General features: G+C 58.9%; 20 protein-coding genes and 5 pseudogenes. 13 read left to right on the top strand and 12 right to left on the bottom strand.

Features of this window, described 5'->3' with window-relative positions; translation table 11 throughout:
- The first annotated feature begins 234 nt into the window (after positions 1-234).
- The 6 genes from prpR to ELQ88_RS13070 all read left to right on the top strand — a co-directional run bounded on the left by prpR (position 235) and on the right by ELQ88_RS13070 (position 11,143).
- A complete protein-coding gene (gene prpR / locus ELQ88_RS13095) occupies positions 235-2,187 on the top strand; it encodes a propionate catabolism operon regulatory protein PrpR (protein ID WP_138965501.1) in 1,953 nt (650 codons plus the stop codon).
- A gap of 122 nt (positions 2,188-2,309) precedes the next feature.
- The gene (locus ELQ88_RS13090; RefSeq protein ID WP_178084688.1) at positions 2,310-4,985 is read left to right on the top strand and encodes a LuxR C-terminal-related transcriptional regulator; all 2,676 of its coding nucleotides are present in this window, start codon (positions 2,310-2,312) and stop codon (positions 4,983-4,985) included.
- A 155-nt stretch (positions 4,986-5,140) separates the two neighbouring features.
- On the top strand, positions 5,141-6,952 hold the full coding sequence (locus ELQ88_RS13085; protein ID WP_138965499.1) for an acyl-CoA dehydrogenase: 1,812 nt from the start codon (positions 5,141-5,143) through the stop codon (positions 6,950-6,952).
- Positions 6,953-6,995: 43 nt separating this feature from the next.
- Positions 6,996-9,107 carry a 3-hydroxyacyl-CoA dehydrogenase NAD-binding domain-containing protein gene (locus ELQ88_RS13080; protein WP_138965497.1) on the top strand — a complete coding sequence of 704 codons (2,112 nt, stop codon included), beginning with the start codon at positions 6,996-6,998 and terminating at the stop codon, positions 9,105-9,107.
- A 75-nt stretch (positions 9,108-9,182) separates the two neighbouring features.
- Positions 9,183-10,367, top strand: coding sequence for an acetyl-CoA C-acyltransferase (locus ELQ88_RS13075; RefSeq protein WP_138965495.1), 1,185 nt, complete (start codon positions 9,183-9,185; stop codon positions 10,365-10,367).
- Entirely contained in the window at positions 10,367-11,143 is a 777-nt protein-coding gene (locus tag ELQ88_RS13070; protein WP_138965493.1) for an SDR family NAD(P)-dependent oxidoreductase, read from the top strand. The genes ELQ88_RS13075 and ELQ88_RS13070 overlap by 1 nt, the downstream gene beginning before the upstream one ends.
- 50 nt (positions 11,144-11,193) lie before the next feature.
- Here ELQ88_RS13070 and ELQ88_RS35050 read toward each other — a convergent pair whose 3' ends face one another.
- Entirely contained in the window at positions 11,194-11,328 is a 135-nt protein-coding gene (locus ELQ88_RS35050) for a hypothetical protein (RefSeq protein ID WP_346342817.1), read from the bottom strand.
- A 204-nt stretch (positions 11,329-11,532) separates the two neighbouring features.
- Here ELQ88_RS35050 and ELQ88_RS34630 point away from each other — a divergent pair.
- A pseudogene (locus tag ELQ88_RS34630) lies at positions 11,533-11,673 on the top strand (integrase); the annotation flags it as partial.
- 63 nt (positions 11,674-11,736) lie between these two features.
- Here the strand turns inward: ELQ88_RS34630 and ELQ88_RS13055 are convergent.
- The gene (locus ELQ88_RS13055) at positions 11,737-12,369 is read right to left on the bottom strand and encodes a trimeric intracellular cation channel family protein (protein WP_128874162.1); all 633 of its coding nucleotides are present in this window, start codon (positions 12,367-12,369) and stop codon (positions 11,737-11,739) included.
- A gap of 310 nt (positions 12,370-12,679) precedes the next feature.
- Between ELQ88_RS13055 and ELQ88_RS13045 the strand changes: the two genes are divergently transcribed.
- Complete coding sequence (locus tag ELQ88_RS13045) at positions 12,680-12,865, top strand: ribbon-helix-helix protein, CopG family (RefSeq protein ID WP_045060687.1); 186 nt, start codon at positions 12,680-12,682, stop codon at positions 12,863-12,865.
- A gap of 69 nt (positions 12,866-12,934) precedes the next feature.
- Here ELQ88_RS13045 and ELQ88_RS13040 read toward each other — a convergent pair whose 3' ends face one another.
- The gene (locus tag ELQ88_RS13040) at positions 12,935-14,590 is read right to left on the bottom strand and encodes a SulP family inorganic anion transporter (protein WP_138965487.1); all 1,656 of its coding nucleotides are present in this window, start codon (positions 14,588-14,590) and stop codon (positions 12,935-12,937) included.
- A 140-nt stretch (positions 14,591-14,730) separates the two neighbouring features.
- Between ELQ88_RS13040 and ELQ88_RS13035 the strand changes: the two genes are divergently transcribed.
- The 4 genes from ELQ88_RS13035 to ELQ88_RS13020 all read left to right on the top strand — a co-directional run bounded on the left by ELQ88_RS13035 (position 14,731) and on the right by ELQ88_RS13020 (position 18,553).
- The gene (locus tag ELQ88_RS13035) at positions 14,731-14,961 is read left to right on the top strand and encodes a hypothetical protein (protein ID WP_128874159.1); all 231 of its coding nucleotides are present in this window, start codon (positions 14,731-14,733) and stop codon (positions 14,959-14,961) included.
- Positions 14,962-15,359: 398 nt separating this feature from the next.
- A complete protein-coding gene (locus ELQ88_RS13030; RefSeq protein WP_138965485.1) occupies positions 15,360-16,604 on the top strand; it encodes a malic enzyme-like NAD(P)-binding protein in 1,245 nt (414 codons plus the stop codon).
- A 38-nt stretch (positions 16,605-16,642) separates the two neighbouring features.
- Positions 16,643-17,404: a YoaK family protein gene (locus ELQ88_RS13025; protein ID WP_138965483.1), complete on the top strand. Its 762-nt coding sequence runs from the start codon at positions 16,643-16,645 to the stop codon at positions 17,402-17,404.
- A gap of 135 nt (positions 17,405-17,539) precedes the next feature.
- Positions 17,540-18,553 carry an isocitrate dehydrogenase gene (locus tag ELQ88_RS13020; protein ID WP_128874157.1) on the top strand — a complete coding sequence of 338 codons (1,014 nt, stop codon included), beginning with the start codon at positions 17,540-17,542 and terminating at the stop codon, positions 18,551-18,553.
- A gap of 334 nt (positions 18,554-18,887) precedes the next feature.
- Here ELQ88_RS13020 and ELQ88_RS13010 read toward each other — a convergent pair whose 3' ends face one another.
- Positions 18,888-19,118, bottom strand: a complete 231-nt coding sequence (locus ELQ88_RS13010) for a hypothetical protein (protein ID WP_138965479.1) — start codon at positions 19,116-19,118, stop codon at positions 18,888-18,890.
- 227 nt (positions 19,119-19,345) lie between these two features.
- Between ELQ88_RS13010 and ELQ88_RS13005 the strand changes: the two genes are divergently transcribed.
- On the top strand, positions 19,346-19,612 hold the full coding sequence (locus ELQ88_RS13005) for a hypothetical protein (RefSeq protein WP_128874154.1): 267 nt from the start codon (positions 19,346-19,348) through the stop codon (positions 19,610-19,612).
- 220 nt (positions 19,613-19,832) lie between these two features.
- Here ELQ88_RS13005 and ELQ88_RS13000 read toward each other — a convergent pair.
- The 8 genes and pseudogenes from ELQ88_RS13000 to ELQ88_RS12960 form a co-directional block, all read right to left on the bottom strand.
- Positions 19,833-20,586: pseudogene (locus ELQ88_RS13000) on the bottom strand (EAL domain-containing protein); the annotation flags it as partial.
- Positions 20,587-20,728: 142 nt separating this feature from the next.
- Positions 20,729-20,866 (bottom strand): annotated as a pseudogene (locus tag ELQ88_RS12990) (carboxymuconolactone decarboxylase family protein); the annotation flags it as partial.
- Positions 20,862-21,017: pseudogene (locus ELQ88_RS12985) on the bottom strand (3-carboxy-cis,cis-muconate cycloisomerase); the annotation flags it as partial. The pseudogenes ELQ88_RS12985 and ELQ88_RS12990, both read right to left, overlap by 5 nt.
- A gap of 127 nt (positions 21,018-21,144) precedes the next feature.
- Positions 21,145-21,357: pseudogene (locus ELQ88_RS12980) on the bottom strand (aromatic acid/H+ symport family MFS transporter); the annotation flags it as partial.
- Between the two features lie 68 nt (positions 21,358-21,425).
- Positions 21,426-22,028 carry a protocatechuate 3,4-dioxygenase subunit alpha gene (gene pcaG / locus ELQ88_RS12975; RefSeq protein WP_138965477.1) on the bottom strand — a complete coding sequence of 201 codons (603 nt, stop codon included), beginning with the start codon at positions 22,026-22,028 and terminating at the stop codon, positions 21,426-21,428.
- A gap of 12 nt (positions 22,029-22,040) precedes the next feature.
- The gene (pcaH, locus tag ELQ88_RS12970; protein ID WP_138965475.1) at positions 22,041-22,760 is read right to left on the bottom strand and encodes a protocatechuate 3,4-dioxygenase subunit beta; all 720 of its coding nucleotides are present in this window, start codon (positions 22,758-22,760) and stop codon (positions 22,041-22,043) included.
- Positions 22,761-22,876: 116 nt separating this feature from the next.
- Positions 22,877-23,806: a pca operon transcription factor PcaQ gene (pcaQ, locus tag ELQ88_RS12965; protein ID WP_138965473.1), complete on the bottom strand. Its 930-nt coding sequence runs from the start codon at positions 23,804-23,806 to the stop codon at positions 22,877-22,879.
- Positions 23,807-23,838: 32 nt separating this feature from the next.
- Positions 23,839-24,690, bottom strand: a complete 852-nt coding sequence (locus ELQ88_RS12960) for a helix-turn-helix domain-containing protein (RefSeq protein ID WP_138969508.1) — start codon at positions 24,688-24,690, stop codon at positions 23,839-23,841.
- Between the last annotated feature and the right edge of the window lie 149 nt (positions 24,691-24,839).

Here is a 24,839-nt window from a genome sequence, read left to right as displayed (position 1 = left end):
CACCTGACTTGTTGGATTTATGTAGGAATTAAAGATGGCAGCTTCGCTTGAGCAATTGCCGGGCCAGTTCTTTCATCCCGTGGCGATAGAGGGTTCAACCCTCGGCAACACGGGCGCTCCAGCCATCCAGCCCGCTGCTGGCAGGACGTTGCATGAGCCCTCGACGTTGCAATCTGGAAACAACTCCAGTCATATATGACACCTACTTGAAACAGCAGAAAGAGCTCACTGGCCATGCAACCCCGCCACCCCCGGATCATCGTCCTGATCAGCCACCTGGAGCACCCACTGCAACTGAGCCATCTGGCTCGGGTGGTGAACAGCGTGCTGCCTGAGTACTCGGCCGAAACCAGCATCCGGGTGCTGGACACCACCGTCGAGGAGGCCCTGCCACTGGCTCGCGAGCTGGAAAAAAACAACGAGGTTGAAGTGTTCGTCTGCGCAGGCGCTACCGCTGCCTACTTGCGCAGACACCTGACTCGCCCCGTCCTGTCGATGCGGGTGGGGGGTGCCGATCTGCTGCGAGCCCTGGAACAAGCGCGACTGCGCTCCCCGCACATCGCAGTCCTCAGTTACGCGCGGATCAACGCCGACCTCGACTCGATGGCGGCGCTGTTCACGGTGCAGATCCACCAGGCGTGTTACATCACGCTCGAAGAAGCCCGGCAGGCGGTCGAGCGCGCTCGCACCCTTGGCTGCCAGACAGTGATTGGCTCATCGACCGTGGTCGAACTGGCGGAACGGGCCGGCCTGCACGGGGTGCTTTCCTTGAGCCAGGACACCGTGCGCAAAGCGCTGGAAGAGGCGCTGGGAATCCTGCACAGCCAGCGCATCGAGATCGCTAAACGCCGGCATCTGGACGGGGTGCTGCAGCACATTCCGACAGGCGTTGCCGCCGTGGACAACCTGGGCATCGTGCAATCGCTGAACCCTGCGCTGGAAGCGCTATTGGGGATGCCGGCAAGCCGGATGCTGGGCCGCCCCCTGCAGGAACTCTGCCCGGAACTGGCGTTGGACGAGGTGCTGCGCGGCGGCGTCGGCGAAGAAAACACCGTGATCCGCCTGGGCCAGCACATGGTCGTCAGCAATATCCTGCCGATCCTGGAAGACGGCCAACGCACAGGCCTGGTGCTGACTTGCCAGGACACCTCGGCGGTACAACGCGCCGACCAGCGCATTCGTTCCACCCACCGTCCTGGCGGATTCTCGGCCAAATACCGCCTTGAGCAAATCAGCGGCAATAGCCAGGCCACCCGACAGATGCTGAAGCTGGCCGAGCGCTACGCGGCGACCGCCTCTACCGTGCTGATCACTGGCGAAAGTGGCACCGGCAAGGAGTTGCTGGCGCAAGGCATCCACAATATCAGCAGCCGCCAGCGTGGCCCGTTCGTCGCGATCAATTGCGCGGCTTTCCCCGAATCGCTGCTGGAAAGCGAACTGTTCGGCTACCAGGAAGGCGCCTTCAGCGGCTCGCGCAAAGGCGGTAAACCCGGCCTGCTCGAAGCCGCCCACCGCGGCACGCTGTTCCTTGATGAAATCGGCGACATGCCGGTCTCACTGCAGACCCGCCTGCTGCGCGTTCTGCAAGAGCGCGAAGTCCTGCGCCTTGGCGCGACAGAACCGATCAGCATCGACATCCGCATCATCGCTGCCACCCATCAGGACCTCTCTCAAGCCATCGACGCCGGGGGATTTCGCAGCGACCTCTACTATCGCCTGAACATCCTGCGCCTGCAGACGGTGCCGCTACGGGAGCGCAGTGAAGACATCGCCCTCATTGCTCGCGACATTGTGCATCGCCTGAACGGCGACAATCCTCCTTCGCCATTGCAAGCGCGACTGCTGGACGCACTGCTGCCCAACCTCATGACGTATCACTGGCCCGGCAACATCCGCGAACTGGAAAACATCATCGAACGCGCCACCCTCTCGGCCCAGGATCTGTTGCAAGGCACAGCGATCGATGACCTGGGCCTCGCCCTGGTGATCCCCGAGTTGCTGAACCGTCAGACCTTGCCCCAGGCTCCGGACCCGGCAGCAGCGGCAATCACCGATTTGAAAAGCGTCGCCAAGGAAAAAGAAAAGCAGTACGTACAGCAAATGCTCAAAGCCTGCGACGGCAACTTGGCGCAAACGGCGACTCGACTGGGCATCAGTCGATCTACGCTTTGGCGGCGACTGCAATAGCAACGGCGTCGCTGCTGCGCTGACGCAAGCCTGGCTCGACACAGGGCGCGCTCACCGGGCGGTTGCTATTTGCAGGCACAGCACAATAAAGTCGTCCGATAGCAGAGTGTGGGAAATACACAATGGCGCTGAACCAACCCTCGATCCAACCGAGCAAATTGCGCTCGGCGCCCTTACCCTCCCGCGCAATTGTGCGACCGCAGTTGCTGCAACGCCTGCAGGCATCCGCCGAACGAGGTTGCCTGCTGACCCTGATCGCCACCCCCCTCGGTTATGGCAAGAGCACCCTGCTTGCCCAGTATGCCGCCAGCCTGGGCGAGCCCTGGGCCTGGTACCGCTGTGATGCCAGCGACAACCAGCCGCTGAGTTTTCTCGCGCACCTGAGCAGGCTCCTGCGGCTGCCCTTGCCCGAGCGTTCGCTGAGCACCCGTGATGAGCCGTCACTCTGGGCCGCGATCCTCACGGACCTGGAACAGCGTCATGAACGCTTCACGCTGTTCTTCGATGACTTGCATCTGTTAAGGGCCAAAGGGTCTTGCCGCTACCTGGACGAATTGCTGCGGTACGCCCCTCCCCACCTGCGGCTGATGGCGGCCTGCGAAGGTACGCCGGCCCTGCGTCTCACTCATCTGCGGCGGGACGATCGGCTGCAGATACTGGACGCGCAGAGCCTGGTACTCGACAGCATGGAGGTCCGGGAACTGGCCACCGCACGCGGTGTGGCGCTGAGCAGTGACAGCGGCTACCACCTGTTGGCTGCCAGCGAAGGCTGGATCAGCGGCATTCTGTTCGGCCTTGGCAACCATGATCAACATGCGCACCCGATCACCCACGAGTCTGCGGAAACAGGCGTGACGGCTCTCGCAAGTGTCGACTACACCGCCCGGTTTCTGCAGGAAGAAGTGCTGCGGCACCTGCCCAATGAGCTCCTGTCCTTTCTCGAGCGCACTTCGGTCGTCAACACCTTCGACGGCGAACTGGCCGTCAAACTGAGTGGGCAGAGCAACGCACCTCGGTTGATTCAACAATTGCAGAGCCAGGACGTGTTTATCCAGCAACGCTGTGGCGAACGCTTGCCCTACAGCTATCACCCAATGCTGCGGCGCACCCTGTATCAGCGCCTGCGCCGCCGAGATCAGCCACAACTTTTGCGCCTGCACCGGATGGCCGCGGACTGGCTGCAGGAACAATGCTGCTATGCCGAAACGGTTTATCAATTAGGGCGCGCCAGAGAGTTCAACCGCCTGCTCGCGGTGATCGAGCACCACAGTTTCGACCTGTTGCGCGAAGGCCGGGTCAAGTCCATCGTCGACTGCCTCGCCGATGTGCCGGGCGAGATCGGGATCGATCATTTCACCCTGGCAATCACCGAAGCCAGTACGCTCATCGTCACCAACGACATTGGCCGTGCGAGCGTCTGCATGGCGCAACTGCAGCGTTTATTGCACCGCCAGGTGATCCCTGAAAAGCACCCGGAGCGTGTGCACCAGACCCTGGCTTTCCTGCGCAGTCGCCTGGCCTTTCTGGGGGGCAACTTCAGCCACGGCCTGGACATTGTCGACAAGGCGCTGGCGCAGTATCCGCAAACCAACGCGGCTACCGCGGTGCTGCTGTTCAATCGCGCCAGTGGCCTGTTTGCCCTGGGACAATTGCAGGCGGCCCGACAGGACGCGCAGCGCGCCTTGACGGAACTGCAAACGCTGGCGCTCAGCGGCTACACCAACAGCGTGCAGATGCTGCTCGGCCAGATCGAATTGGCCCAAGGTACGCCCGAACTGGCCCGCAAGCGCTTCCTCGCACTCGACCAGCCGCTGCCCGCGAACATACCCCGCAGCTTTTATGACCTGTACCGGCATCTGGGGCTGGGGTTGGTCCTGCTGCAACAAAATCGCCTGGAACAGGCAGCCCAATGCCTCAACCAGGCGGAGGTCATCGCCTTGCATTTTCCGCATAGCGCGGGCTTGCCATGGGTCCTGCACTACCAGGCGTGCACCTTGGCGGCGCAAGGCAACCTGCCCCAGGCCCGCGAGCGCTGGGATGAAGTCCGGCGACTCGCTCGCGAGTTCAAACTGTATGCCCTGTATCGCCAGGCCAACGCCTGTCGCGCCCGGCTTGCAGTGCGCGAGGACGATCAAGCCTTCATCGCCCAATGGCTCAAGGACTGGCATTGGTGCCAGCGGCGCTATGGCCATGAGCTGCAACCCGAAGAGTGGCTGGCGTATGCCTGGGTCCAGCGTTATCTGGGCCAGCACCAGGCCGCCCAGAGCATTGTCGGCAACCTGCAGGAGCAAGCGCGGGCGGAGGACAATCAGCAACTGCAGGTTGACCTGTATCTGCTCCAGGCCACCCTGCATGAAGATCACGACGAACGCAGCGCCACCCTCGCCGTGCTCGAACAGGCGATGCAATTGGCAGCCCGCCATGGCTTCGGTCAATTGCTGCAGCACGAAGGTCGCCCATTTGGCGAGCTGTTCAAGCAACTGCTCAACCCCGCTACCCGGCGCCAGCTTGAACTGCAACAACCCCTGCCGTCGCGCGAACAGTTGATCTTCCTGCCGCGCCCCCCGTCCATCCCCGGGGCCGCTGAAACGCCCGGGTTACTGGAGCCCTTGACCCGCCGCGAGCAGGACGTGCTGCGCCGAGTGGCCCGGGGCCAGGGCAACCCGCAGATCGCCGAAGGCCTGTATATCAGCCTCAGCACGGTCAAGACCCATATCAACAACCTGTTCCGCAAGCTGGATGCCAGCGACCGCGACAGTGCCTTGCAAGCGGCACGCACCTTGAAATTGATCGACTGAGGTTCGCGCCTCCACCCTCATCAAAGCGGCTCCACCCCTAAATCCACCTCAGGTAGGACGCGCGGAACATCGACGCCTGCTAAAAAGTCGAGCCATGCGCTGCCTGATGGATCCCTCGTCCATGGCACGTCTTCCTGCATTCGTCGAGAGCCGCCATGACTGACCTGTTACTCAATGAACGCGACCTGAGCTTTCTGCTGTACGAACTGCTCGACACCGAGGCGCTGTTGCAGCGCCCTCGTTACGCCGATCATGATCGCAACGTGTTTGCCGCGACCCTGAACACCGCACGCCAAGTGGCAGCGCAGTATTTCGCCCCGCACAACCACAAGGGCGACAGCCAGGAACCGACCTTCGACGGCCAGCGAGTGCAGGTGATTGCCGAAACCAAGGTGGCCTGGAACGCGTTTGCCGAGGCGGGTTTCCTCGCCGCTCACCACGATTTCGCGGATGGCGGCCTGCAGTTGCCAGAAGTGCTGTTACGGGCATGCATGGCCTATTTCAATGCCGCCAACATCTCGACTGTCGCCTATTCGTTCCTGACCATTGGCGCGGCCAACCTGGTGAGCAATTTCGCCAGTCATGAGCTGCGTGAGCGCTTCTTGCCACCCATGCTTGATGGCCGCTTCAGCGGCACCATGGCACTCACCGAGCCAGGCCAGGGCTCGGCACTGGGTGACCTGAGCACCGTGGCGCGACCCGCAGCCGATGGCAGTTACCGGGTATTCGGCCAGAAGATGTTCATCTCCGGGGGGGACCACGAACTGACTGAAAATATCGTGCACCTGGTGCTGGCCCGTATTGAAGGTGCACCGCCTGGGGTCAAGGGTATTTCGCTGTTCCTGGTGCCCAAGTTCCTGGTCAATGAAGATCAGGGCATCGGCCCACGCAACGACGTGGCGCTGGCGGGCCTGCTGCACAAAATGGGCTACCGCAACACCACCTCCACGGTGCTCAATTTCGGCGAGCAAGGGGGTGCCGTCGGCTATCTGCTGGGCGAGGCTCACAAAGGCCTGGGCTATATGTTCCAGATGATGAACGAGGCGCGCATCGGTGTCGGCCTGGGCGCGGCCAGCCTGGCCGTTCAAAGCTATCTGCATGCACTGGATTACGCCCGCGAACGCCCGCAAGGTCGCTTGCCGGACAGCAAAAATCCGCTGGCACCGCAGGTGCGGATCATCGAGCACGCCGATGTACGCCGCATGCTGCTGCAACAAAAAGTCTATGCCGAGGGCAGCCTGGCCCTGTGCCTGTATGCCAGCTCGCTGGTTGAAGATGCCCACAGCGCCGCGACCCCGCAAGCACGCCACGACGCCGCTGAATTGCTCGACCTGCTCACCCCCATGGTCAAGTCCTGGCCGTCGCGCTACGGCGTGATTGCCAGCGACATTGGCATTCAAGTCCTGGGGGGCGCGGGCTACACCCGTGAATACCCATTGGAGCAGAACTACCGCGACAATCGGCTCAACCCCATTCATGAAGGCACCGAAGGCATCCAGGGCCTGGACCTGCTGGGACGCAAACTGGGTCCAAAGGGAGGTGAAGGCTATCAACTGTTTCTCGCCGTCGTGCGCAACAGCCTGGTCGAGGCCCGCGACGATGCCGCCTGTGCACCACTGGCCGGGGCGCTGCAGGAGGCCCTGGGCATCCTTGAACGGGTCACCGCTGACCTGCAGGCCCAGGTCGCTGCCGATGCCACCGCCGGCCTTGCCAATGCCACCGCCTACCTTGACCTGTTCGGACGGGTGCTGGTGGGCTGGCTATGGCTACGCCAGGCGCTGCTCGCCAGTCGCGCACTGAACCAGCCGGGGCTGAGCGCGGACAACAGCGAAGCCCACTTCTATCAGGGCAAATTACAGGCTGCCCGCTACTTCATGGACTGGGAGCTGGCGCCGCTCGAGGCCTGTGCGCGCCTGTTGAGCGCGGGTAATCGCCTCTGCCTCGACATGCAGGACCGCTGGTTCTGAAGCCATTCCCACACACATTTCAACGACTGCAAGGAGACGCTCCATGAGTGCCCTGATCCACTATCAAGTCGACCATCAAGTGGCCCTGATCGGCCTGTCTCACGCGCCGGTCAATGCACTCGGCCAGGCCATGCGTGCCGAGCTGCTGCAAGCCTTCGAGCAGGCGGCCGCCGACCCGGCCGTGCACGCCATCATCGTGCACGGTCACGGCTTGCCCTTCAGTGCCGGTGCCGACATCAACGAGTTCGGCCATTCGGCGGCGTTCGCCAGCCCGCACCTGCCCGCCATACTCCAGCGCCTGGAGCAACTGGACAAGCCGCTGATTGCCGCGATCTCCGGCGTGGCCCTGGGCGGCGGCCTGGAACTGGCCCTTGCCTGCGGCTACCGCATCGGCGAACCCAATGCCCGTTTTGGCCTGCCGGAAGTCAAACTGGGGCTGATCCCTGGCGCCGGCGGCACCCAGCGCTTGCCCCGCCTGATTGGCGCGGCACAGGCGCTGGAGATGATCGCCAGCGGCCAACCGATCGATGCCCGGCAAGCATTGGCGCAAGGCTTGCTCGAACGCCTGGCCGGCCGCGCCGAGAGCCTGCTGGACGAGGCTCGCGCATGGGCCAGGGAACTGCTCGCCAGCCACGCCCCGGCCCGCCCTTGCCCTGCCTATCCGAATCCGGCCAGCGGCCTGCCGGATAATTTTTTCATTCAATACCGCAGCGCCAACGAGCGCCGCTGGAAAGGCCAGCTCGCCCCACAGCAGGTGCTGGCCGCACTCGAAGCCGCCTGCACCCTGCCGCTGGCCGAGGGCCTGGCGCAAGAGGCCGAACTGTTTCGGCAAGTCGAATCGTCCAGCCAGTCGGCATCCCTGCGGCATGTGTTCTTCGCCGAGCGTGAAGTGGGCAAGCTGCCGGGGGTGGATGCCCGGACGCCGATCCGCCCCATCGACAAAGTCGCCATCATTGGCGCTGGCACCATGGGCGGCGGCATTGCCATGTGCTTTGCCAACGCGGGTATTGCGGTCACCTTGCTTGAGCTCAAGCCTGAAGCGCTGGACCGTGGCTTGCTACAGATCCGCAACAACTACCAGATCAGTATCAAGCGCGGCAAGTTGACCGCCGAGCAACTGGAACAGCGCATGGAGCTGCTTCACGGCACCCTCGACTATGCCGACATCGCCGATGCCGACCTGGTCATCGAGGCCGTATTCGAAAGCCTGGCCGTCAAGCAGCAGGTGTTCCGTACCCTGGATGAGGTGTGCAAGCCTGGAGCCATCCTCGCCAGCAACACCTCGACCCTGGATGTCGATGCCATTGCTGCTGTCACCCGCCGCCCGCAGGATGTCGTCGGCCTGCACTTCTTCAGTCCGGCCAACGTGATGCGCCTGCTGGAAGTGGTGCGCGGCCAGGCCACGGCAGCCGATGCACTGGCCACCACGCTGAAGATCGCCAGGCGCATCGGCAAGATCCCGGTGGTGTCCGGTGTGTGCTTTGGTTTCATTGGCAACCGCATGCTCGAACCCTACTCCCGCGAAGCTCATCGCCTGTTGCTCGAAGGCGCCAGCCCGGCACAGGTGGACAAGGTACTGACCGACCTCGGACTGGCCATGGGCCTGTTCAGCATGTCCGATCTGGCCGGCATCGACGTTGGCTTCCTGGTGCGCGAATCACGCCGTGATGTGATCGAGCAAGACCCCGGCTATTGCAAGGTCGCCGACGCACTCTATGCCCTCGGTCGTTACGGACAGAAAACGGCGCGGGGCTTCTACATTTACCGGGGCCGCGAGCGCCTTGAAGACCCCGAGACAGTCACGATTGCCGAGGACATCGCAGGCGACCTGGGGATTGAACGACGCGCGATCAGCGACCAGGAAATTCATGATCGGTGCCTGTTCATGCTGATCAACGAAGGCATCCAGCTATTGGACGAAGGCATCGCTCAACGCAGCAGCGATATCGATCTGGTCTGGATCAACGGCTATGGCTTCCCGGCCTGGCGCGGCGGCCCGCTGCACTATGCCGAGACACTCGGCCTGGATGTGCTGCTGAGCCGCATCCAGCACTACCGCCAGAGCCTGGGGGCTTACGGCCGGATGTGGCTGCAGCCTGCCCCGCTGCTCGAGCGCCTGGTCGCCGCCGGCAAGACCCGGATCGAGAAAATCTGATCATCGAACGGCGCTGATTTTTTTTGTGCGGCCATCAACCGATGGCCGCCCTCACCCTGCACAGGACATTTGAAAATGCGTGAAGCCGTCATCCTTTCCACCGCCCGCACGCCGATCGCCAAAGCCTTTCGAGGCGCGTTCAACAACCTGAAATCGCCGAGCATGGCCAGCTACGCCATTCGCGCAGCCGTCGAGCGTGCCGGTATCGAAGCCGACGAAATCGAGGACCTGGTGATGGGCACCGCCATGCCGGCCGGGACCGCCGGCTGGAACCTGGGCCGCATGGCCGCATTGGCGGCCGGCCTGCCCACCAGCGTGAGCGGCCAGACCCTGGACCGGCAGTGCGCCTCGGGCCTGATGGCTATCGCCACCGCCGCCAAGCAAATCATGGTCGACGGCATGCAGGTCACCCTGGGCGCCGGCCAGGAACACATCAGCCTGGTGCAGAATCACCATATGGAATGGGCCATGGCCGAGCAGGATGCGCAGGTCGTCCGCAACGCCGTGCATGCCTATATGCCGATGCTGCAGACCGCCGAATGGGTCGCCCAGCGCTACGGCATCAGCCGCGAAGCCCAGGATGCCTATGCCCTGCAGTCACAACTGCGCACCGCCGCGGCCCAACAGGCCGGGTTGTTCAGCCACGAGATTGTGTCGGTCACCACCACCAAGCAAGTGGTCGACAAGGCTACCGGCGCCGTCAGTCACGAGCAGGTCACCTTGCACCAGGACGAAGGCAATCGCCCGCAGACCGTGCTGGGTGACCTGAGCAAACTCAAGCCGGTGATCGACGGCGGCTGCATCACCGCCGGCAACGCCAGCCAACTGTCGGACGGCGCCAGCGCCTGCGTGCTGATGGAGGCGCGCCTCGCCGAGCAGCGCAACCTCAAGCCGCTGGGCCTGTATCGCGGGATTGCCGTGGCCGGCCTGGCCCCGGAAGAAATGGGCATCGGCCCGGTGCTGGCGGTGCCCAAGCTGCTCAAGCAACACGGCCTGACGGTGGACGATATCGGCCTGTGGGAACTTAACGAGGCCTTCGCCTGCCAGGTCCTGTACTGCCGTGACACCCTGGGCATCGATCCGGACAAACTGAACGTCAACGGCGGTGCGATCGCCATCGGCCACCCTTACGGCATGAGCGGCGCACGGATGGTCGGCCATGCCCTGCTGGAAGGTAAACGGCGCGGTGTGAAATATGTGGTGGTGACCATGTGCGTCGGTGGCGGCATGGGTGCGGCCGGCCTGTTCGAGGTGCTGTGATGGACATTTTCAACAGCTTTTCCCTGGCTGGCAAAACCGTACTGGTCACCGGCGCCTCCAGTGGCATCGGCGCGCACCTGGCTCGGGTGGCGGCGCAGGCTGGCGCCCGAGTGGTGCTGGCGGCCCGGCGCCTGGAACGTCTGGGCAACGTGGCTGAAGACATTCAGCGCGAAGGCGGCCAGGCCCTGGCCGTGACACTCGATGTCACCGATCGGGCCAGCGTCGAGGCCGCCTTCGATGCTGCCGAAGCGGCATTCGGCGTGATCGACGTGCTGCTCAACAACGCCGGCATCGGTAACGCGCAACAGGTACTGAGCGTCAGCGAGGAAGACTGGCGGCAGATGCTCTCGACCAACCTCGACGGGGTCTGGCGTGTCGCCCAGGTCGCTGCGCAACGCCTGGCCAAGGCCGGGAAGCCCGGCAGCATCGTCAACATTGCCTCGATCCTGGGCTTGCGTGTCGGCACCGGCCATAGCCACTACTGCACTGCTAAGGCCGGCGTGGTCCAGCTGAGCAAGTCTCTGGCCCTGGAACTGGCGCGCTATCAGATTCGCGTCAACGCCATCGCACCGGGCTACTTCAAGACCGAAATGAACGACGACTACTTTGACAGCGACAAAGGCCAGGCTTACATCCGCGACAGCGTACCCCTGCGCCGCCTGGGTGCGCTGCGGGAACTGGAAGGGCCATTTCTGCTGCTGGCCAGCGATGCCGGCGCTTTCATGACGGGTGCAGTGTTGACCGTGGATGGCGGGCATCTGGTCAACCCGCTGTGATGGGTTGACCGGGTATTGCGCTACAGACGCCCCGCTACGGGGCGTCGTTGTCAGGGGTCAGTCGTCTCTACGATCCCGATCCCGATCCCGATTATGCCGCTGATAATCATCACGACGATCGTATCGACCATTCCCGCGATCATCATGACCACGTTCGTAGCCACGATCGTGGTGGCCCCGATCATGCCTGTCTCCACCGTCACGGTGATGCCCGCAGCCGACCAGCAGGATAGACCCCGATACAGCCAAGAAAATCATTACTGCGCGCTTCATTTAAAGTCCTGATGGAAAAAGTCAGTGCTATGACCATGAGGTCACTCAATGATTCATTGAGCGATTCGCTACCAGGTCGTCGCCAAGGGCACGAACGCCTCTCACATCATCGAGCGCTCCGCCGGCAAGCCGGAAAGGACGGGCAGAAAACTGCAGGGCATACGAGCGAGGGCATGACCAAAAACTATCAGCGCGACCACGAGGAAATCGTCTGGCTCGAGGCAACTGCGGACCTGAATATCAGCGAAATCACCGGCAGAGAGACTTGGCATCACTCATGTTTTCTTATAGAGCGTAGCGTTGTCGGCCAGGCAACAAGATCAATCGACTACATGGAACCTGGGTAGCTTCCATTTCCAATGAATGGCGGCAATACGGCTGACGAAAACGAACGCAATGGCGATTGCAGACGCTACTTCAAGAGACATCTGCAAATTCAACAGCGTGATGTAGGCGACGGCACCCAGAATACTGATGGATGCATAAACCTCACGTTTAAACACCAACGGTATTTCGTTACACAACACATCACGTATCACACCCCCGGCGACTGCGGTAGCTACACCCATGATCACTGCGATGCTGGGAGGGAGGTTTTGCTGAAGAGCCATATCTGTTCCTCTGACCGTAAATACTGCCAATCCAAATGCATCGGCTACCAACAACACCTTCTCGTTGAAGGTTTTCAAGGTCCTCGCCCAAATCATGGTTCCTAGCGAAGCACTGACCGCTACCAAAAAGCCATTCTCATTGGAAATCCACTCGATCGGATAATGTGCCATCAGTACGTCACGCAAGGCACCGCCGCCTAAAGCGGTGACCAAACTGAGGGTGATTACACCGAACCAGTCCAACGATTTTCGCCCTGCCATCAGGGTGCCGGTCACTGCGAAGGCTGCAACGCCTGACAACTCACAGTAATAAATCACCCAATCAGCGTGGTAAGCCTTCATCTACGGAACCAGCCTGTACTGCAAATGGGAGAAGTTCTTGAAATGAAGCGCCCTCAAAGACACACATCAAGGTCTAATAACATTATCATAGTATGATAATAAAAGCACAGCTGAGGCGTGCGAGGTAAAGGCCACCTCGTCGCGATCATTGCCGACGGAGCGTCGATTCTGCATCCGGGCAACCAGGGATCTCTTGCCAGCAAGCCGGTGATGGAGGGAAAAGCGCTTCCACGAACCTAATCGGTGACAAATAAATCCCCGACTATTACAATTTGATTAACATCGACCGTTTTAGGGTAGTGGCAATTCCATGGAAAATAAGACTGCACGACTAACTGTGCTCATTGATCCCGTCAAGAAAAAAGCGCTTGAAGAGCTGTGCGCGTCTCAGGATCTGACGCCCTCTCAGGTCGTTCGTCAGCTTATTCGGGACTATCTGGAGACGCACGGCGTGTCCTACGCCACCAAAAGCAAAACTGCGGCCAATGGCAAGTGATTCATCTGCGCATGAGCGGGCACGACGAATGCCTGCTCATCGCGCCTTCTACTCTGTTGCACCTCATCGCTAGCCCTGGGGCTTGTCGATCTCGGCGTAGCTGCCCAGTGCACCACTGAAGTCAGCATGATAATGCTGTGAGCCGAGTGCCTGAAGAACCCCTGCCTTGTCGAGCTTGCCAAGGACTTTTTCGTTGGCTTCACACAACTTCACGACGATGCTGCGTTTACGCAGCTGCTCAATCACTTCGAGCAGCGTTTGCAAGCCCGTGATATCCATGAACGGCACCCGCTTCAGACGAATAATCAACGTCCCGGGATCGGTGTGCGTCTGAGCCAAAACCCGCTCAAAGGTTTCTGCGGCGCCAAAGAAGAGAGGCCCCTCAATGGTGTAAACCAAAACACCAGGTGGAAGATGTACATGCCCATTCAGGCGCAACTCTGCCTCCAGCTCTTTTTCGACCATTAACTGCACCCCTACAGATGAAGCCATCCGACGCATGAACTGCAGCATGGCGAGAATGACCCCGATATTCACTGCAATCGCCAGGTCGCTGAAAACGGTCAGGCTGAACGTGATCAAAAGGATCGCAACGTCCGCTTTTGGGGCTCGTTTGACCATGCGTTTGAAGTGCTTCAGTTCGCTCATGTTGTAAGCGACCACGAACAAGATCGCGGCCAACGCGCACAGCGGGATATCCGAAGCCAGAGGTGCCAGGAAGAGGATCAATAAAATCAACGTGACGGCGTGCGCAAAACCGGCAATGGGGCTGTTGCCACCGTTGCGGATGTTGGTCGCTGTTCGAGCGATCGCGCCTGTCGCAGCAAAGCCACCAAACAGAGGAGTGACCAGGTTGGCAATGCCTTGTCCGATCAACTCCTGATTGGAGTCATGTTTGGTGCCGGCCATCCCGTCGGCGACAACAGCAGACAACAGCGACTCGATCGCCCCCAGCATCGCGATCGCGAACGCAGGACCAATCAATTCAATGATCTGCGGCAGCGTTATTTCAGGAAGGCCAATGTTGGGCAGTCCTTGAGGAATCCCCCCGAATGCACTCCCGATCGTTGCCACGCCATCGAATTGAAAACAGGCGTGCAACGCCGTCACAACGACCATGGCAATCAGAGGACCGGGAACACGCCTTACGCCGGGTACTTTAGGCGCGAGTATCACCAACAGCAGGCTTAAAAAGGCTAACAGGGTCGTGGGCACATGGAGGCCGGGCAGAGCCTGGACGAGGTGCCAGAGCCGCTCATGAAAATGGTCGCCACTGATTTTCGGCAAGCCCAAAAAGTCTTTCCATTGCCCGACCCAAATGATGACCCCGATGCCGGCGGTGAACCCAACGATCACGGGATCGGGAATGAACTTGATTAGTGCGCCAAGCTTGGTGATGCCGAGCAGCAATAATATTGCACCGGCCATCATCGTCGCGATCTGCAAGCCATCAACGCCATATTTGGCGGTCACACCCGCCAAAATGACAATGAATGCCCCTGTCGGGCCAGCTATCTGAAGACGGCTCCCGCCGAAGAGCGAAACCAAGAGACCCGCGACAATGGCGGTGTAAATCCCTTGCTCAGGTTTGACGCCCGAGGCGATGGCAAATGCCATGGCCAAGGGTAGCGCCACGACGCCGACGATGACCCCCGAGACGATATTTCGAAGCCAATGCTCGCGCCCTAACAAGCCTGCTTTCCAAGCTTCTCGTATCGCAATCATGACTAGCCTCGCTTTGATGGCATGTGCATACTATTTACACGTAGTGATAATAGTAAAGCAATTGGCCTGGCCTCGTACGACACCAGCGACACAGTAGATACAGTGTCGAGAGCGCATAAACATATGCCCGGAGACCCCGAATGAAACGCGAAGACGTCAAAACCAAACACGGTGAAGGCATGCATTTCGACACGCATGTGATAGCCAACCCGGCCAATACGCACGAATGGATCATCCTTTTCAAAAAGGAAGCTGGGAGAAGCTATTTCCTGGTCAATGACAACGAGGAAATCGAGTCATTTGGACAACTCGATGAACTGATCCGCGAGCTTCGAGCGCTGGGTATCAAGTCCGCCGAAGTCCATTTCTGATTGTTCGAAAGACAGCTCGGAACGACACCTGAACTGTTGTCTCAGCGCCTTTGTCATGGCCTGCTCCCCTTTCGCTCCCCGCTATTTTGATCACCGCCTTCATTTGAGCCACGTCCGTCACTTCAGCGTCTTGACGCCGGGGACATTCGAGCGCGCAAAAAAATGGCCACACGAGGTGGCCTAAGGCGGGTTCAAGCACAGGAGGATCTCTATTGACCAACAGATACAGGCCCACCCTGAAGTCTCAGGGCCAATAGAGTGGGTCCGCTGCTGACAAACCCCTTCATCAGCAGCGTTCAGCCGGCAATTTGATCCGTGTCTGTGGGTCAGGACCTCGCTGCCTCGCATTATAATAGTGTTAACATGTGGTTATAATCAATGTCTAATCAGGTGATCGCATGACTACCGACTTCAAGCAGGCCGCACTGGATTACCACGAATTCCCAACCCCAGGAAAAATCAGCATCGCGCTGACCAAGCCCGCCGACACAGCCGCCCAACTCGCACTGGCCTACAGCCCAGGCGTAGCGGAGCCCGTACGCGAAATTGCGAAGGACCCGGAGAACGCTTACCGCTACACCGGTAAAGGAAATCTGGTGGCCGTGATCACCAACGGCACGGCCATTCTGGGCCTCGGCAATCTAGGCCCCTTGGCCAGCAAGCCGGTCATGGAAGGCAAAGCATTGCTGTTCAAGCGTTTCGCCGGAATCGATTCGATCGATATCGAAGTCAATGCCGAGAGCTCCCAGGCCTTTATCGAGACCGTCGTGCGCATTGCCGACACCTTTGGCGGCATCAACCTGGAAGACATCAAAGCGCCCGAGTGCTTTGAAATCGAAGAAGCACTGATCGAACAGTGCAGCATCCCAGTCTTCCATGACGACCAGCACGGTACGGCCATCGTCACGGCCGCCGGCATGCTCAATGCACTTGAGATCCAGGGCAAAACCCTGGGGAATGCGAGAATTGTTTGCCTCGGCGCCGGTGCCGCCGCCACTGCTTGCATGCGCCTGCTGCTTAGTCTCGGCGCTCAGAAAAGCAACCTGTACATGGTCGATCGTGTCGGTGTTATCCACTCCGCTCGGGAAGGCCTCAATCAATACAAAGCACAGTTCGTCAACGACGGTGGCCCTCGTACGCTGATGGAAGCCATGACCGGCGCTGACGTGTTTGTCGGCCTGTCTGGAGCCAATCTCCTCCCGGCAGAAGCATTGGCAGCGATGGCACCTGACCCGATCGTGTTTGCCTGCTCTAACCCGGACCCTGAAATCAGCTACGAGCTGGCCATGGCCACACGTGATGACCTGATCATGGCGACCGGTCGCTCTGATTACCCGAACCAGGTCAATAACGTCCTGGGCTTTCCGTTCATTTTCCGCGGAACGCTGGATGTTCGCGCAACCCGGATCAACGAAGCGATGAAAATTGCGGCGGTGGAAGCCCTGCGCCAATTGGCCAAGGAGCCGACACCGGTGCAAGTGCTGCAAGCATTCAACGTCGATAAACTTGAGTTTGGCCGCGATTACATTCTCCCCAAAGCGCTCGATGCTCGCCTGCTCGGAGCAATAGCCGGTGCTGTGGCCAAGGCCGCTATCGACACCGGCGTTGCAAAGCTGCATTACCCGGCGCACTACCCGCTTTAAGCTTTTGCTCCTCATATGCTTGAGACAACGGTGAATAAATGCCGATCAAATATGTCAGGAGTCTCACCGGGCGAAGGCGTACCACCGCTGCAAACCGACATCTTGGGTTTGCCTTGGCCTTCGTCGCGGGAGCAATCAACGCTGGCGGTTTCCTGGCAGTGCAGCAGTACACCTCACACATGACCGGCATCGTCTCTTCGATGGCAGACAACAGTGTGCTGGGCGCCTACGACCTGGTGCTCAGTGGCACCGGCGCATTGTTGTCTTTTCTGGTTGGGGCTGCGTGCTCTGCGGTCATGGTCAATTACTCCCGACGCAGACGGATGCACAGTGAGTTTGCAGTGCCCCTTCTGGTCGAGGCCTTTCTGCTTATCTGCTTTGGCTTTCTGGGCGCCCGACTCTCCACAGTGAATGGTTTGTTCGTGTCAGTCACCGTGATGCTCCTGTGCTTCATCATGGGGCTACAAAACGCGGTGATCACCAAAATTTCAAAAGCCGAAATCCGCACGACACACATCACCGGCATCATCACGGACATCGGAATCGAGTTGGGAAAACTCTTTTACTGGAATGCCGCCAGCCCATCGACACACCCAAAAGTTCTCGCCAATCGGACCCGGCTCAAAATACTGATACTGCTGGCGCTGAATTTTTTCTTCGGCGGCGTGGTGGGGGCATTTGGGTTCAAGCACATTGGTTACATCTCAACGGTACCGCTCGCGATGGTTCTGGTGACGCTGGCAATCGTGCCTGCCTTTGATGACGTCAGGCTTTTTGTCCGCCGCGTCATGCGAAAGTGAGCCAATGACTTTTGCTGAGCGCGCCCGCCGCATAACATTAACATTGTATGGTAATGTTATGCGCATATTCGCGACACCCGTCTCAATCAACCAATCAATACAGCAGGCTGACAAAGCTCTGTTAAGGAAGAGACCATGAGCAGAACAATCGCAATCATCAAGGGCGACGGCATCGGCCCCGAGATCATGCAAGCGACGCTACGCGTACTCGACGCCCTTGACTGCAATCTTCGCTACGACTTCGTTGAGGCCGGCCTGGAGGCGTTGCAGCAACATGGACAGCTGATGCCGCCCGCCTCTATCGATACGATCGCCAAACATGGCATCGCACTTAAAGGCCCGCTGACGACACCGATTGGCCGCGGGTTCTCATCGATCAACGTCCACCTGCGCCGCCATTTCGATCTCTACGCCAATGTCCGACCGGCGATCAGTTTCCCGGGGACCCGTTCGCGCTTCGAAGATATCGACATCATCACGGTGCGCGAAAATACCGAGGGGGCGTACTTACCCGAAGGACAGAGTATTTCCGAAGACGGCGAAGTCGCTTTGGCGAGCATTCGCGTAACACGCACAGCCTCCGAACGCATCGTGCGATACGCGTTCGAGCTGGCTCGTAGCAAAGGCCGCAAGAAAGTTACCGCGGTGCACAAGGCCAATATCATCAAGTCTTGCTCCGGTTTGTTTCTTGAGGTCGCGCGTGAGGTCGCTGCGGACTATCCGGAAATCGAATTCCACGAAATGATCGTCGATAACGCCTGTATGCAGTTGGTAATGAACCCCCATCAATTCGATGTCATTGTCACCACCAACCTGTTTGGCGACATCCTTTCAGACTTGTGCGCAGGCCTGGTGGGTGGATTGGGCTTGGCGCCCGGGTCGAACATCGGTGCCGATGCGGCCATCTTCGAAGCGGTCCACGGCTCGGCACCGGACATCGCTGGCAAGAACATCGCGAACCCTTGTGCATTGTTGTTGGCTGCCGCGGACATGCTTGATTATCTGGGCATGGTGGACAAGGGGACACGCATTCGTACCGCTATCCGCGTTGTCCTGAAAACCGCCCGCGATCAGGTGACACCGGACATGGGGGGAAGCGGAACGACCGAGTCCTTCGCTGACGCCCTGGTAGCCTACTTGCGTGACTAGATAGACGTATTCGCCAGCTCAGTCAGAGCTGGCGTTTTATATCTGTTCCCTCCGGGCCGAGAGCGAAAGGTCCATGGTGATCACCGTCCAGCCAAAACAAGGGCAACACCTTCAATTACTTACTGCAGTTTCCGTTACCGGTTGCCGGCACTGCATACGGGTACATATGTGGAGCTTCTATCCGCTGTTTCAGCGTTGCCGCGTAGTCCTTTGCACCCTGTTCATTGCGGAACTGAATTCGCCGGGTACCTACACACACGGACCATAGATCTTCACTCTGACCAGACAGATGTTCGACCCTGACAGACATGACGACACTCCAAGGAAAAATAATTCACAAATGAATTTCAGCCACCTTGATGCCGATTTCACGCAGCTCATGAATCAAATCATCAAGGTGTCGGAAGGGTTCGATTTCTTCGTTGTCATTGACCAGGAAAAAGCTTCTTCCTGCATCCTTTTTAAAGAAGGCGATCCACTCCTGGGTGTTGGCCGGATTGGCAATCAAATGGGTGTCAAACTGAATGCCTTCAGCGTGTTTTATTTTTACGTCCTCACGTCTCATGCAGCTCTCCAAGCGCTCAAATCTTGCTGTTCTCATGCGTGATTTTGCCTCCCGGCAGTTAAGCAAAAGACGTCGCCTGCCTGAGGCAAGGTCGAGCAGATTGCCTTTCTATTATCACTGCATGATAATATTATGCACATATGCACCCTCGGAGGCTAGTCATTAGCAGAACCACCGTCTTTCGATTTACCGCGTACGGTTTCTGAATTTTAGGGACGAAAGTCATCATGCGAAAAACAGAAATTAAGCTGTGTGTCCCGCTCAATGCGCCAACACTGGTGCCCGGGCAGCGATTGTGGGTTTGCCTTGAGCAATGCGTCGTCGTCCAGCAGCGAGAAACAAAAATCTATCAGGTTGTTTTTGACTGCAAAGCACCTAAGACAACACGAATTCTTTGGACAGAGGACGAGTGGATTTTCATCGGCAGGCACAAGCAAAATGCTGAAAAAGATCCTTCGCTGGCTACATTTGTATCAACACTGAAAACTGAATAGAGGGCTTCCTGCATAATGCTAAAAATAACTATTGGCGTAGGGCATCAACTGCTTCACGCCGCTTAACGCCGATTACTTGCAGGGGCGTTTTTTGTAAATAGTTTCTCCAATCAAGCCTACGGCCATTGATCACCGACCATGGAACTCCCATGGAGCACCGATAAGTTGCTACTGCTTGAAAGCTTTCAAAACTTCACTCTGGATTTCTCAGAATGGCCGGTCAGGGACGGGACGCGGGCTGGCTCAGGAACGCTTCGATTTCCGCAGAGGGCATCGGTTTGGCAAAGTAATACCCCTGAAAAACATCGCAGCGACTGCCTCTCAGGAAATCCACCTGAGACGCCGTTTCCACGCCTTCGGCGACCACCGTCAGGCTGAGGTGATGGGCCATGGAAATAATGCCTTGGGTGATCGCTGCATCATGATGGTCGGTGGCGATGTCCTGGATGAACGAGCGGTCGATCTTGATCTTGTCGATGGGCAACCGCTTGAGGTAGCTGAGGCTGGAAAAACCGGTGCCGAAATCATCGAGCGCAATGCGCACCCCCAACGCCTTGAGCCGGTGCACCGTATCGATCGCCTGTTCAGCGTTATGCAACAGAAGCGACTCGGTGATCTCCAGCTCCAACTGCTCACCACGCAGACCATGTTTCTCCAAGGCGGCTTGGACACATTGGACGAACTGGCCACGCTGGAAATGCATCGGCGAAATATTCACCGCCATCGAAATGCCCGTGATGCCCTGCTCGCCTAGCTGGCGCAGCTGCGCGCAGGCCGTATCGAGTACCCAAAGGCTCAGCGGGATGATCTGACCACTGTCCTCTGCCACCGGTACAAACACCGCAGGTGAGATAAATCCTTTTTCCGGATGCTCCCAGCGCAACAACGCTTCGACCCCGACCACCCGACCCGAGCGCTTCTATCTGCGGTTGATAATGCAGCTTGAACGACTGGGTTTCGATAGCCTTTAGATCGCCTCGGTGATCGCCTTTCTGTGCAGCAACGGGTCAAGCTTCATGACGGGTGAGGTGCTGCATGTGAATGGGGGGTTGTATATTGCGGGGTGAGGTAGACCGTAATAGTCCAGGTTTACTGCCAGTCAGTAAATCTGGAGTTTCACAACGACTCCACGCCCACTTCGTCCCAGATGGATTCAGCAAGATGGAAGCTCGCGTTGGCAGCGGGAATGCCACAGTAGATAGCATTCTGCATCAAGACTTCCTTGATCTCATCACGGGTCACGCCATTGTACCTCAAAGGGAATGAGCTTCATGTCGGCTACGGCGCGGGCCAGAGCGGCTTCGAAGTCAAGCATGCCCTGCACCCGCCCCTGATCGGAAAAGACCTCGCGCATGGTCGACTGTGTGAAATAGCTATCGAAGAGTTGATTGGTGGGTCTGTTCACGCCATTACTCCAGAATTCAGAAATCAGTCAGGTCATCTCAGGTGGCGTCCGCATGGCTGACCAGCCCCTTGATCACGACCGCAACGGTGGCCAGCGCCGCGGGCACCACCAATGGCAAGATTCCGCCGAGCACCGGCCCCAGACTGGCGCGATCGATGCCCCAGTCCTGGCTCAGCGCCGGTGCGATAAAACCCATGGCGGCCGTGTCCAGACCATCCAGGAACACGATCAGAAAGCACAGCAACACGATCAGCCATTGTTAGGTGGAAAGTACTTTGGCGTTGATCAACGCCTCGACATCGAGCGTGCCGGCCACCGGCGCAGGTACGGAGACAGTCATGCGAAATTTCCTTTATTTTTATTAAACGCTTGGAAAACAACCGGTACAGCGCACGCAGGCTTGAAACCCTAGAAGTCGAAGAACACTGTTTCCGCCTCACCTTGAACACGAATGTCAAAGCGGTAGGCCAGCTTGCCGTCAACGGTGCAACGCTTGGCGATCAAGCTTTCCCGACGTTGCGGCTGCTCGATCAGGTTAAGCACCGGGTCGAGGGAATTGGCCTCGACCTCATCGTCGAAGTACAGGCGAGTCTGCAAGTGAATGTTGATGCCACGGGCAAACAACGACACATTAATATGCGCCGCCATGGGCACACCGGCTGCGTTGCGAACGACGCCCGGCTTGATGGTTTTCAACGTCCACTCGCCGACATCCGTGGTGGCGGTCCGGCCAAAACTATTGAAGGGGTTTTCAAGGTTGTATTCGACGTCGTACACACCCTCGTGGTTGGCCTGCCAAAACTCCAGGAACGAGTCACGGATCAGGTGGCCATTGCCGTCATAGACATTACCCACCAGCAGAATATGCTCGCCCGGCGCTCCGGGTTTGGCCATCTCGTTCCATATTTCCTGCTCGCGGGGCGGATTGCCAGCCGCCTCCAGCGCCAGGCCAATGTGTACATAAGGGCCAGCCGTTTGCGAAGGGGTTTCTGGTAAAAGTTGAACGGGCATGCGCGTGCCTCCTCAGCAGTTTTCGAAATGGGTCTGGCGTTGACCGCGCAAAACGATATCAAAGCGATAAGCCAGGCAATCCATCGGATTGGCCATGCTCATGTCGAGCTTGGCGATCAAGCTCTGCACCGCATCCGGATTGGCGATCGACTTGACGATCGGGCACATGGGGATCAGCGGGTCGCCTTCAAAATACAGCTGAGTAATCAAGCGGGTAGCAATAGACGGGCCACTGATCGAGAAGTGAATGTGCGCAGGCCGCCAGTCATTGGGTCCGTTGCGCCACGGGTACGGGCCAGGTTTGACCGTGCGAAAACTGTAGTTGCCGTCGTGGTCGGTCAAGGCCCGGCCAACGCCACCAAAATTCGGATCGATGGCTGCCAGGTAGCTGTCTTTCTTGTGCCGGTAGCGACCACCGGCATTTGCTTGCCACATCTCGACCAGGGTGTGGGGGATCGGCTTGCCGTATTGGTCACAGACCCGCCCGGCCACGATGATGCGCTCGCCGATGGGCAGCCCACCGTGGTTAAAGTTGAGCAGCAGATCGTTATCGTGCTGGCCCATCTTCAGGTGGGAAAAGTCCGGCCCGGTGATTTCCGAGAGAGACTGAGGAATGCTGACCAGGGCTTGCCGGGGGGAACGCAAGATCGAAGTTTTGTAATCCGGGGTCAAGGCCTTGGGATGCCAATTACGGTCACGGATGACGAAGCGGGCGTTGTCCGCATCAGACATATCAGTCTCCTTGGTTGTTATGGGTAACGGCTGATGGGCAGCAGCCTGTCGCCCAGTTTCTCCCGGCAAGACCTGATCCAAAACTGAAAAAACAGCCGCTATCCATATCCAAATGGTTATGGATAGCGACCCTCGCGATACTCCTCCCCCACTTCGCGCAGCACCTCCACGCACCATTGGGTCGCCAGTGGCATGTGCAGCGCGGGGTTGCTGCACATGCCAACCGAGCCGCCCGGTTCACGAATGCCCAAATCCAACTCAACCAATGTACCGCGGCTCAGGTCTTGCCTGACGGCATCCAACGGCGCGACCCAGACCGCCTCACTGCACTCCACGTAACGCCGACTCAGGGTCAGCGATAGGGTTTCAAGACGCCGGCGCGGTGGGCTGATGTCGTGCTGCACAAACAGGCTGTCGGCGAACTTGCGGATCGTCGTCCCGACCAATGGCAGCACCAGCGGATAGTCTTCAAGGCGTTTGTGACCTTGGGGATCGGTCAGCAGCGGATGGCCGTTACGCACCACCAGGGTCATGGATTCGCTGTACAGATGCTCGAATGCGAGACCAAGAATCTGTGGGCTATCGGTCATCCGCCCGACCACCAGATCCAGCTCACCGACGCGCAGTTGCGACAGCAGGTACGCGCTGGGTCCGGTCACCACGCTCACGACCAAGGCCGGATGTCGGGCGTGCAAGCGGCAGATGACTTCCGGCACCAGCAAGCTTTCCACTGTGGACAGCACGCCGAGCCGCGCAGTGATCGGCGCATGTTCACCGGAACGCAGGTTATTGACCCCTTCGCGCAGGGCTTGCACGCTCGGTCCGGCATAGCGCAAAAAAGCCACCCCAGCTTCGGTCAGTGCGGCGCCGCTCTTGCTGCGTGTGAACAAGCGGGTGGCCAGCAAGGTTTCCAGTTCCTTGAGGGTTTTGGACAGCGCTGGCTGGCTGATTGCCAATTTATCCGAGGCACGGGCCAGGCTTCCCTGGCGCGCCACTTCGAGAAAACACAGCAAATGACGAAATTTTATTCTGGTATCGATATTCACCGCAGCTGGCTGCCTTGCAGGTCTGGCATCCGCTAACGCTGGATGCGAAATTGTTTCGGTGACTGCCCAGTACCGCGCTTGAAGAAGCGCGAGAAGTAGGCAGGCTCGGAAAAACCCAGGCTGTCCGACACCTGATTAACGGTCATCGCCGTGTACACCAGATTGCGCTTGGCTTCGAGCAGCAGTCGCTGGTTGATCATCGCCAATGCCGATTGCCCACACAAGCGCCGACACAGGGCATTGAGGTGAGCAGCGCTGATCCCCAGCGCCGCCGCATATTGCTCGATGGGCAGGTGCTCGCGAAAGCGTAACTCCAAGGCTCGGGTAAAGCCCTGCAGATGCTCTCGACCACGCTCATGGAGTTTGGTGTCGGGCGTTGAAAGCACCAGGCTGCGACGACTGAGCCAGACAAACAGCAACGTGATCAACGAGTGCAACATCGGATCGCGGCCAGGTTGGTCCTGGCTATATTCCTGACTGATCGCGGCGAACAGCGTGTCCAGGTATGCAGACTCAGGACCAGGCAAATAACAGCCCGGGGTGTTCAGCGCCGTGCTGTCCAGCGAAGCGCCGAGCTGCTCGACCAAGGGCATGGCCAAACTGATGACATGGCCCTGGATATCCTCGGAAAACCTGAAGGCGTGCACACTCAATGCGGGCACTACCTGTAACGCCGGGCCTTGAACTTGCGTGATCAGGTCTTCGACTTCCAGTACAGCCTGTCCCGTCTGCACATACATCAGCTGTACCAGATCGCTGTGCCAGTGGGGTTTTATTTCCCAACTGTGCAGCTGACTGCGCTCGGGAATAGACTCGCAATGCAGCAGATCAGGAGTCGGCCAGACCGTGGTCTCACCATAGAGTTTGAACACTGGAACAGACATGGCAGAAGATTTCACGATTTCCCCCAATGGCAGCGATCCACGAAAAGTCCATGGATTTTGCCGAATAGTGCCTTCTTATCCGCACTTTCGTCATCAAAAATACAGGAGACAAAAATAACAGCGTTTTGTAAGGCGTAATGCCTTCAGCC

It is taken from the genome of Pseudomonas sp. MPC6 (assembly GCF_006094435.1).
GTDB lineage: Bacteria > Pseudomonadota > Gammaproteobacteria > Pseudomonadales > Pseudomonadaceae > Aquipseudomonas.
Note: the sequence above shows the minus strand (reverse complement) of the source record. Positions and strands in the feature narration are given on the sequence as shown.

Bases quoted from the DNA above. Each gene is read 5' to 3' on its own strand.
- prpR (WP_138965501.1), top strand. From the start codon at position 235: ATGCAACCCCGCCACCCCCGGATCATCGTCCTGATCAGCCACCTGGAG.
- ELQ88_RS13090 (WP_178084688.1), top strand. From the start codon at position 2,310: ATGGCGCTGAACCAACCCTCGATCCAACCGAGCAAATTGCGCTCGGCG.
- ELQ88_RS13085 (WP_138965499.1), top strand. From the start codon at position 5,141: ATGACTGACCTGTTACTCAATGAACGCGACCTGAGCTTTCTGCTGTAC.
- ELQ88_RS13080 (WP_138965497.1), top strand. From the start codon at position 6,996: ATGAGTGCCCTGATCCACTATCAAGTCGACCATCAAGTGGCCCTGATC.
- ELQ88_RS13075 (WP_138965495.1), top strand. From the start codon at position 9,183: ATGCGTGAAGCCGTCATCCTTTCCACCGCCCGCACGCCGATCGCCAAA.
- ELQ88_RS13070 (WP_138965493.1), top strand. From the start codon at position 10,367: ATGGACATTTTCAACAGCTTTTCCCTGGCTGGCAAAACCGTACTGGTC.
- ELQ88_RS35050 (WP_346342817.1), bottom strand. From the start codon at position 11,328: ATGATCGGGGCCACCACGATCGTGGCTACGAACGTGGTCATGATGATC.
- ELQ88_RS13055 (WP_128874162.1), bottom strand. From the start codon at position 12,369: ATGAAGGCTTACCACGCTGATTGGGTGATTTATTACTGTGAGTTGTCA.
- ELQ88_RS13045 (WP_045060687.1), top strand. From the start codon at position 12,680: ATGGAAAATAAGACTGCACGACTAACTGTGCTCATTGATCCCGTCAAG.
- ELQ88_RS13040 (WP_138965487.1), bottom strand. From the start codon at position 14,590: ATGATTGCGATACGAGAAGCTTGGAAAGCAGGCTTGTTAGGGCGCGAG.
- ELQ88_RS13035 (WP_128874159.1), top strand. From the start codon at position 14,731: ATGAAACGCGAAGACGTCAAAACCAAACACGGTGAAGGCATGCATTTC.
- ELQ88_RS13030 (WP_138965485.1), top strand. From the start codon at position 15,360: ATGACTACCGACTTCAAGCAGGCCGCACTGGATTACCACGAATTCCCA.
- ELQ88_RS13025 (WP_138965483.1), top strand. From the start codon at position 16,643: ATGCCGATCAAATATGTCAGGAGTCTCACCGGGCGAAGGCGTACCACC.
- ELQ88_RS13020 (WP_128874157.1), top strand. From the start codon at position 17,540: ATGAGCAGAACAATCGCAATCATCAAGGGCGACGGCATCGGCCCCGAG.
- ELQ88_RS13010 (WP_138965479.1), bottom strand. From the start codon at position 19,118: ATGAGACGTGAGGACGTAAAAATAAAACACGCTGAAGGCATTCAGTTT.
- ELQ88_RS13005 (WP_128874154.1), top strand. From the start codon at position 19,346: ATGCGAAAAACAGAAATTAAGCTGTGTGTCCCGCTCAATGCGCCAACA.
- pcaG (WP_138965477.1), bottom strand. From the start codon at position 22,028: ATGCCCGTTCAACTTTTACCAGAAACCCCTTCGCAAACGGCTGGCCCT.
- pcaH (WP_138965475.1), bottom strand. From the start codon at position 22,760: ATGTCTGATGCGGACAACGCCCGCTTCGTCATCCGTGACCGTAATTGG.
- ELQ88_RS12960 (WP_138969508.1), bottom strand. From the start codon at position 24,690: ATGTCTGTTCCAGTGTTCAAACTCTATGGTGAGACCACGGTCTGGCCG.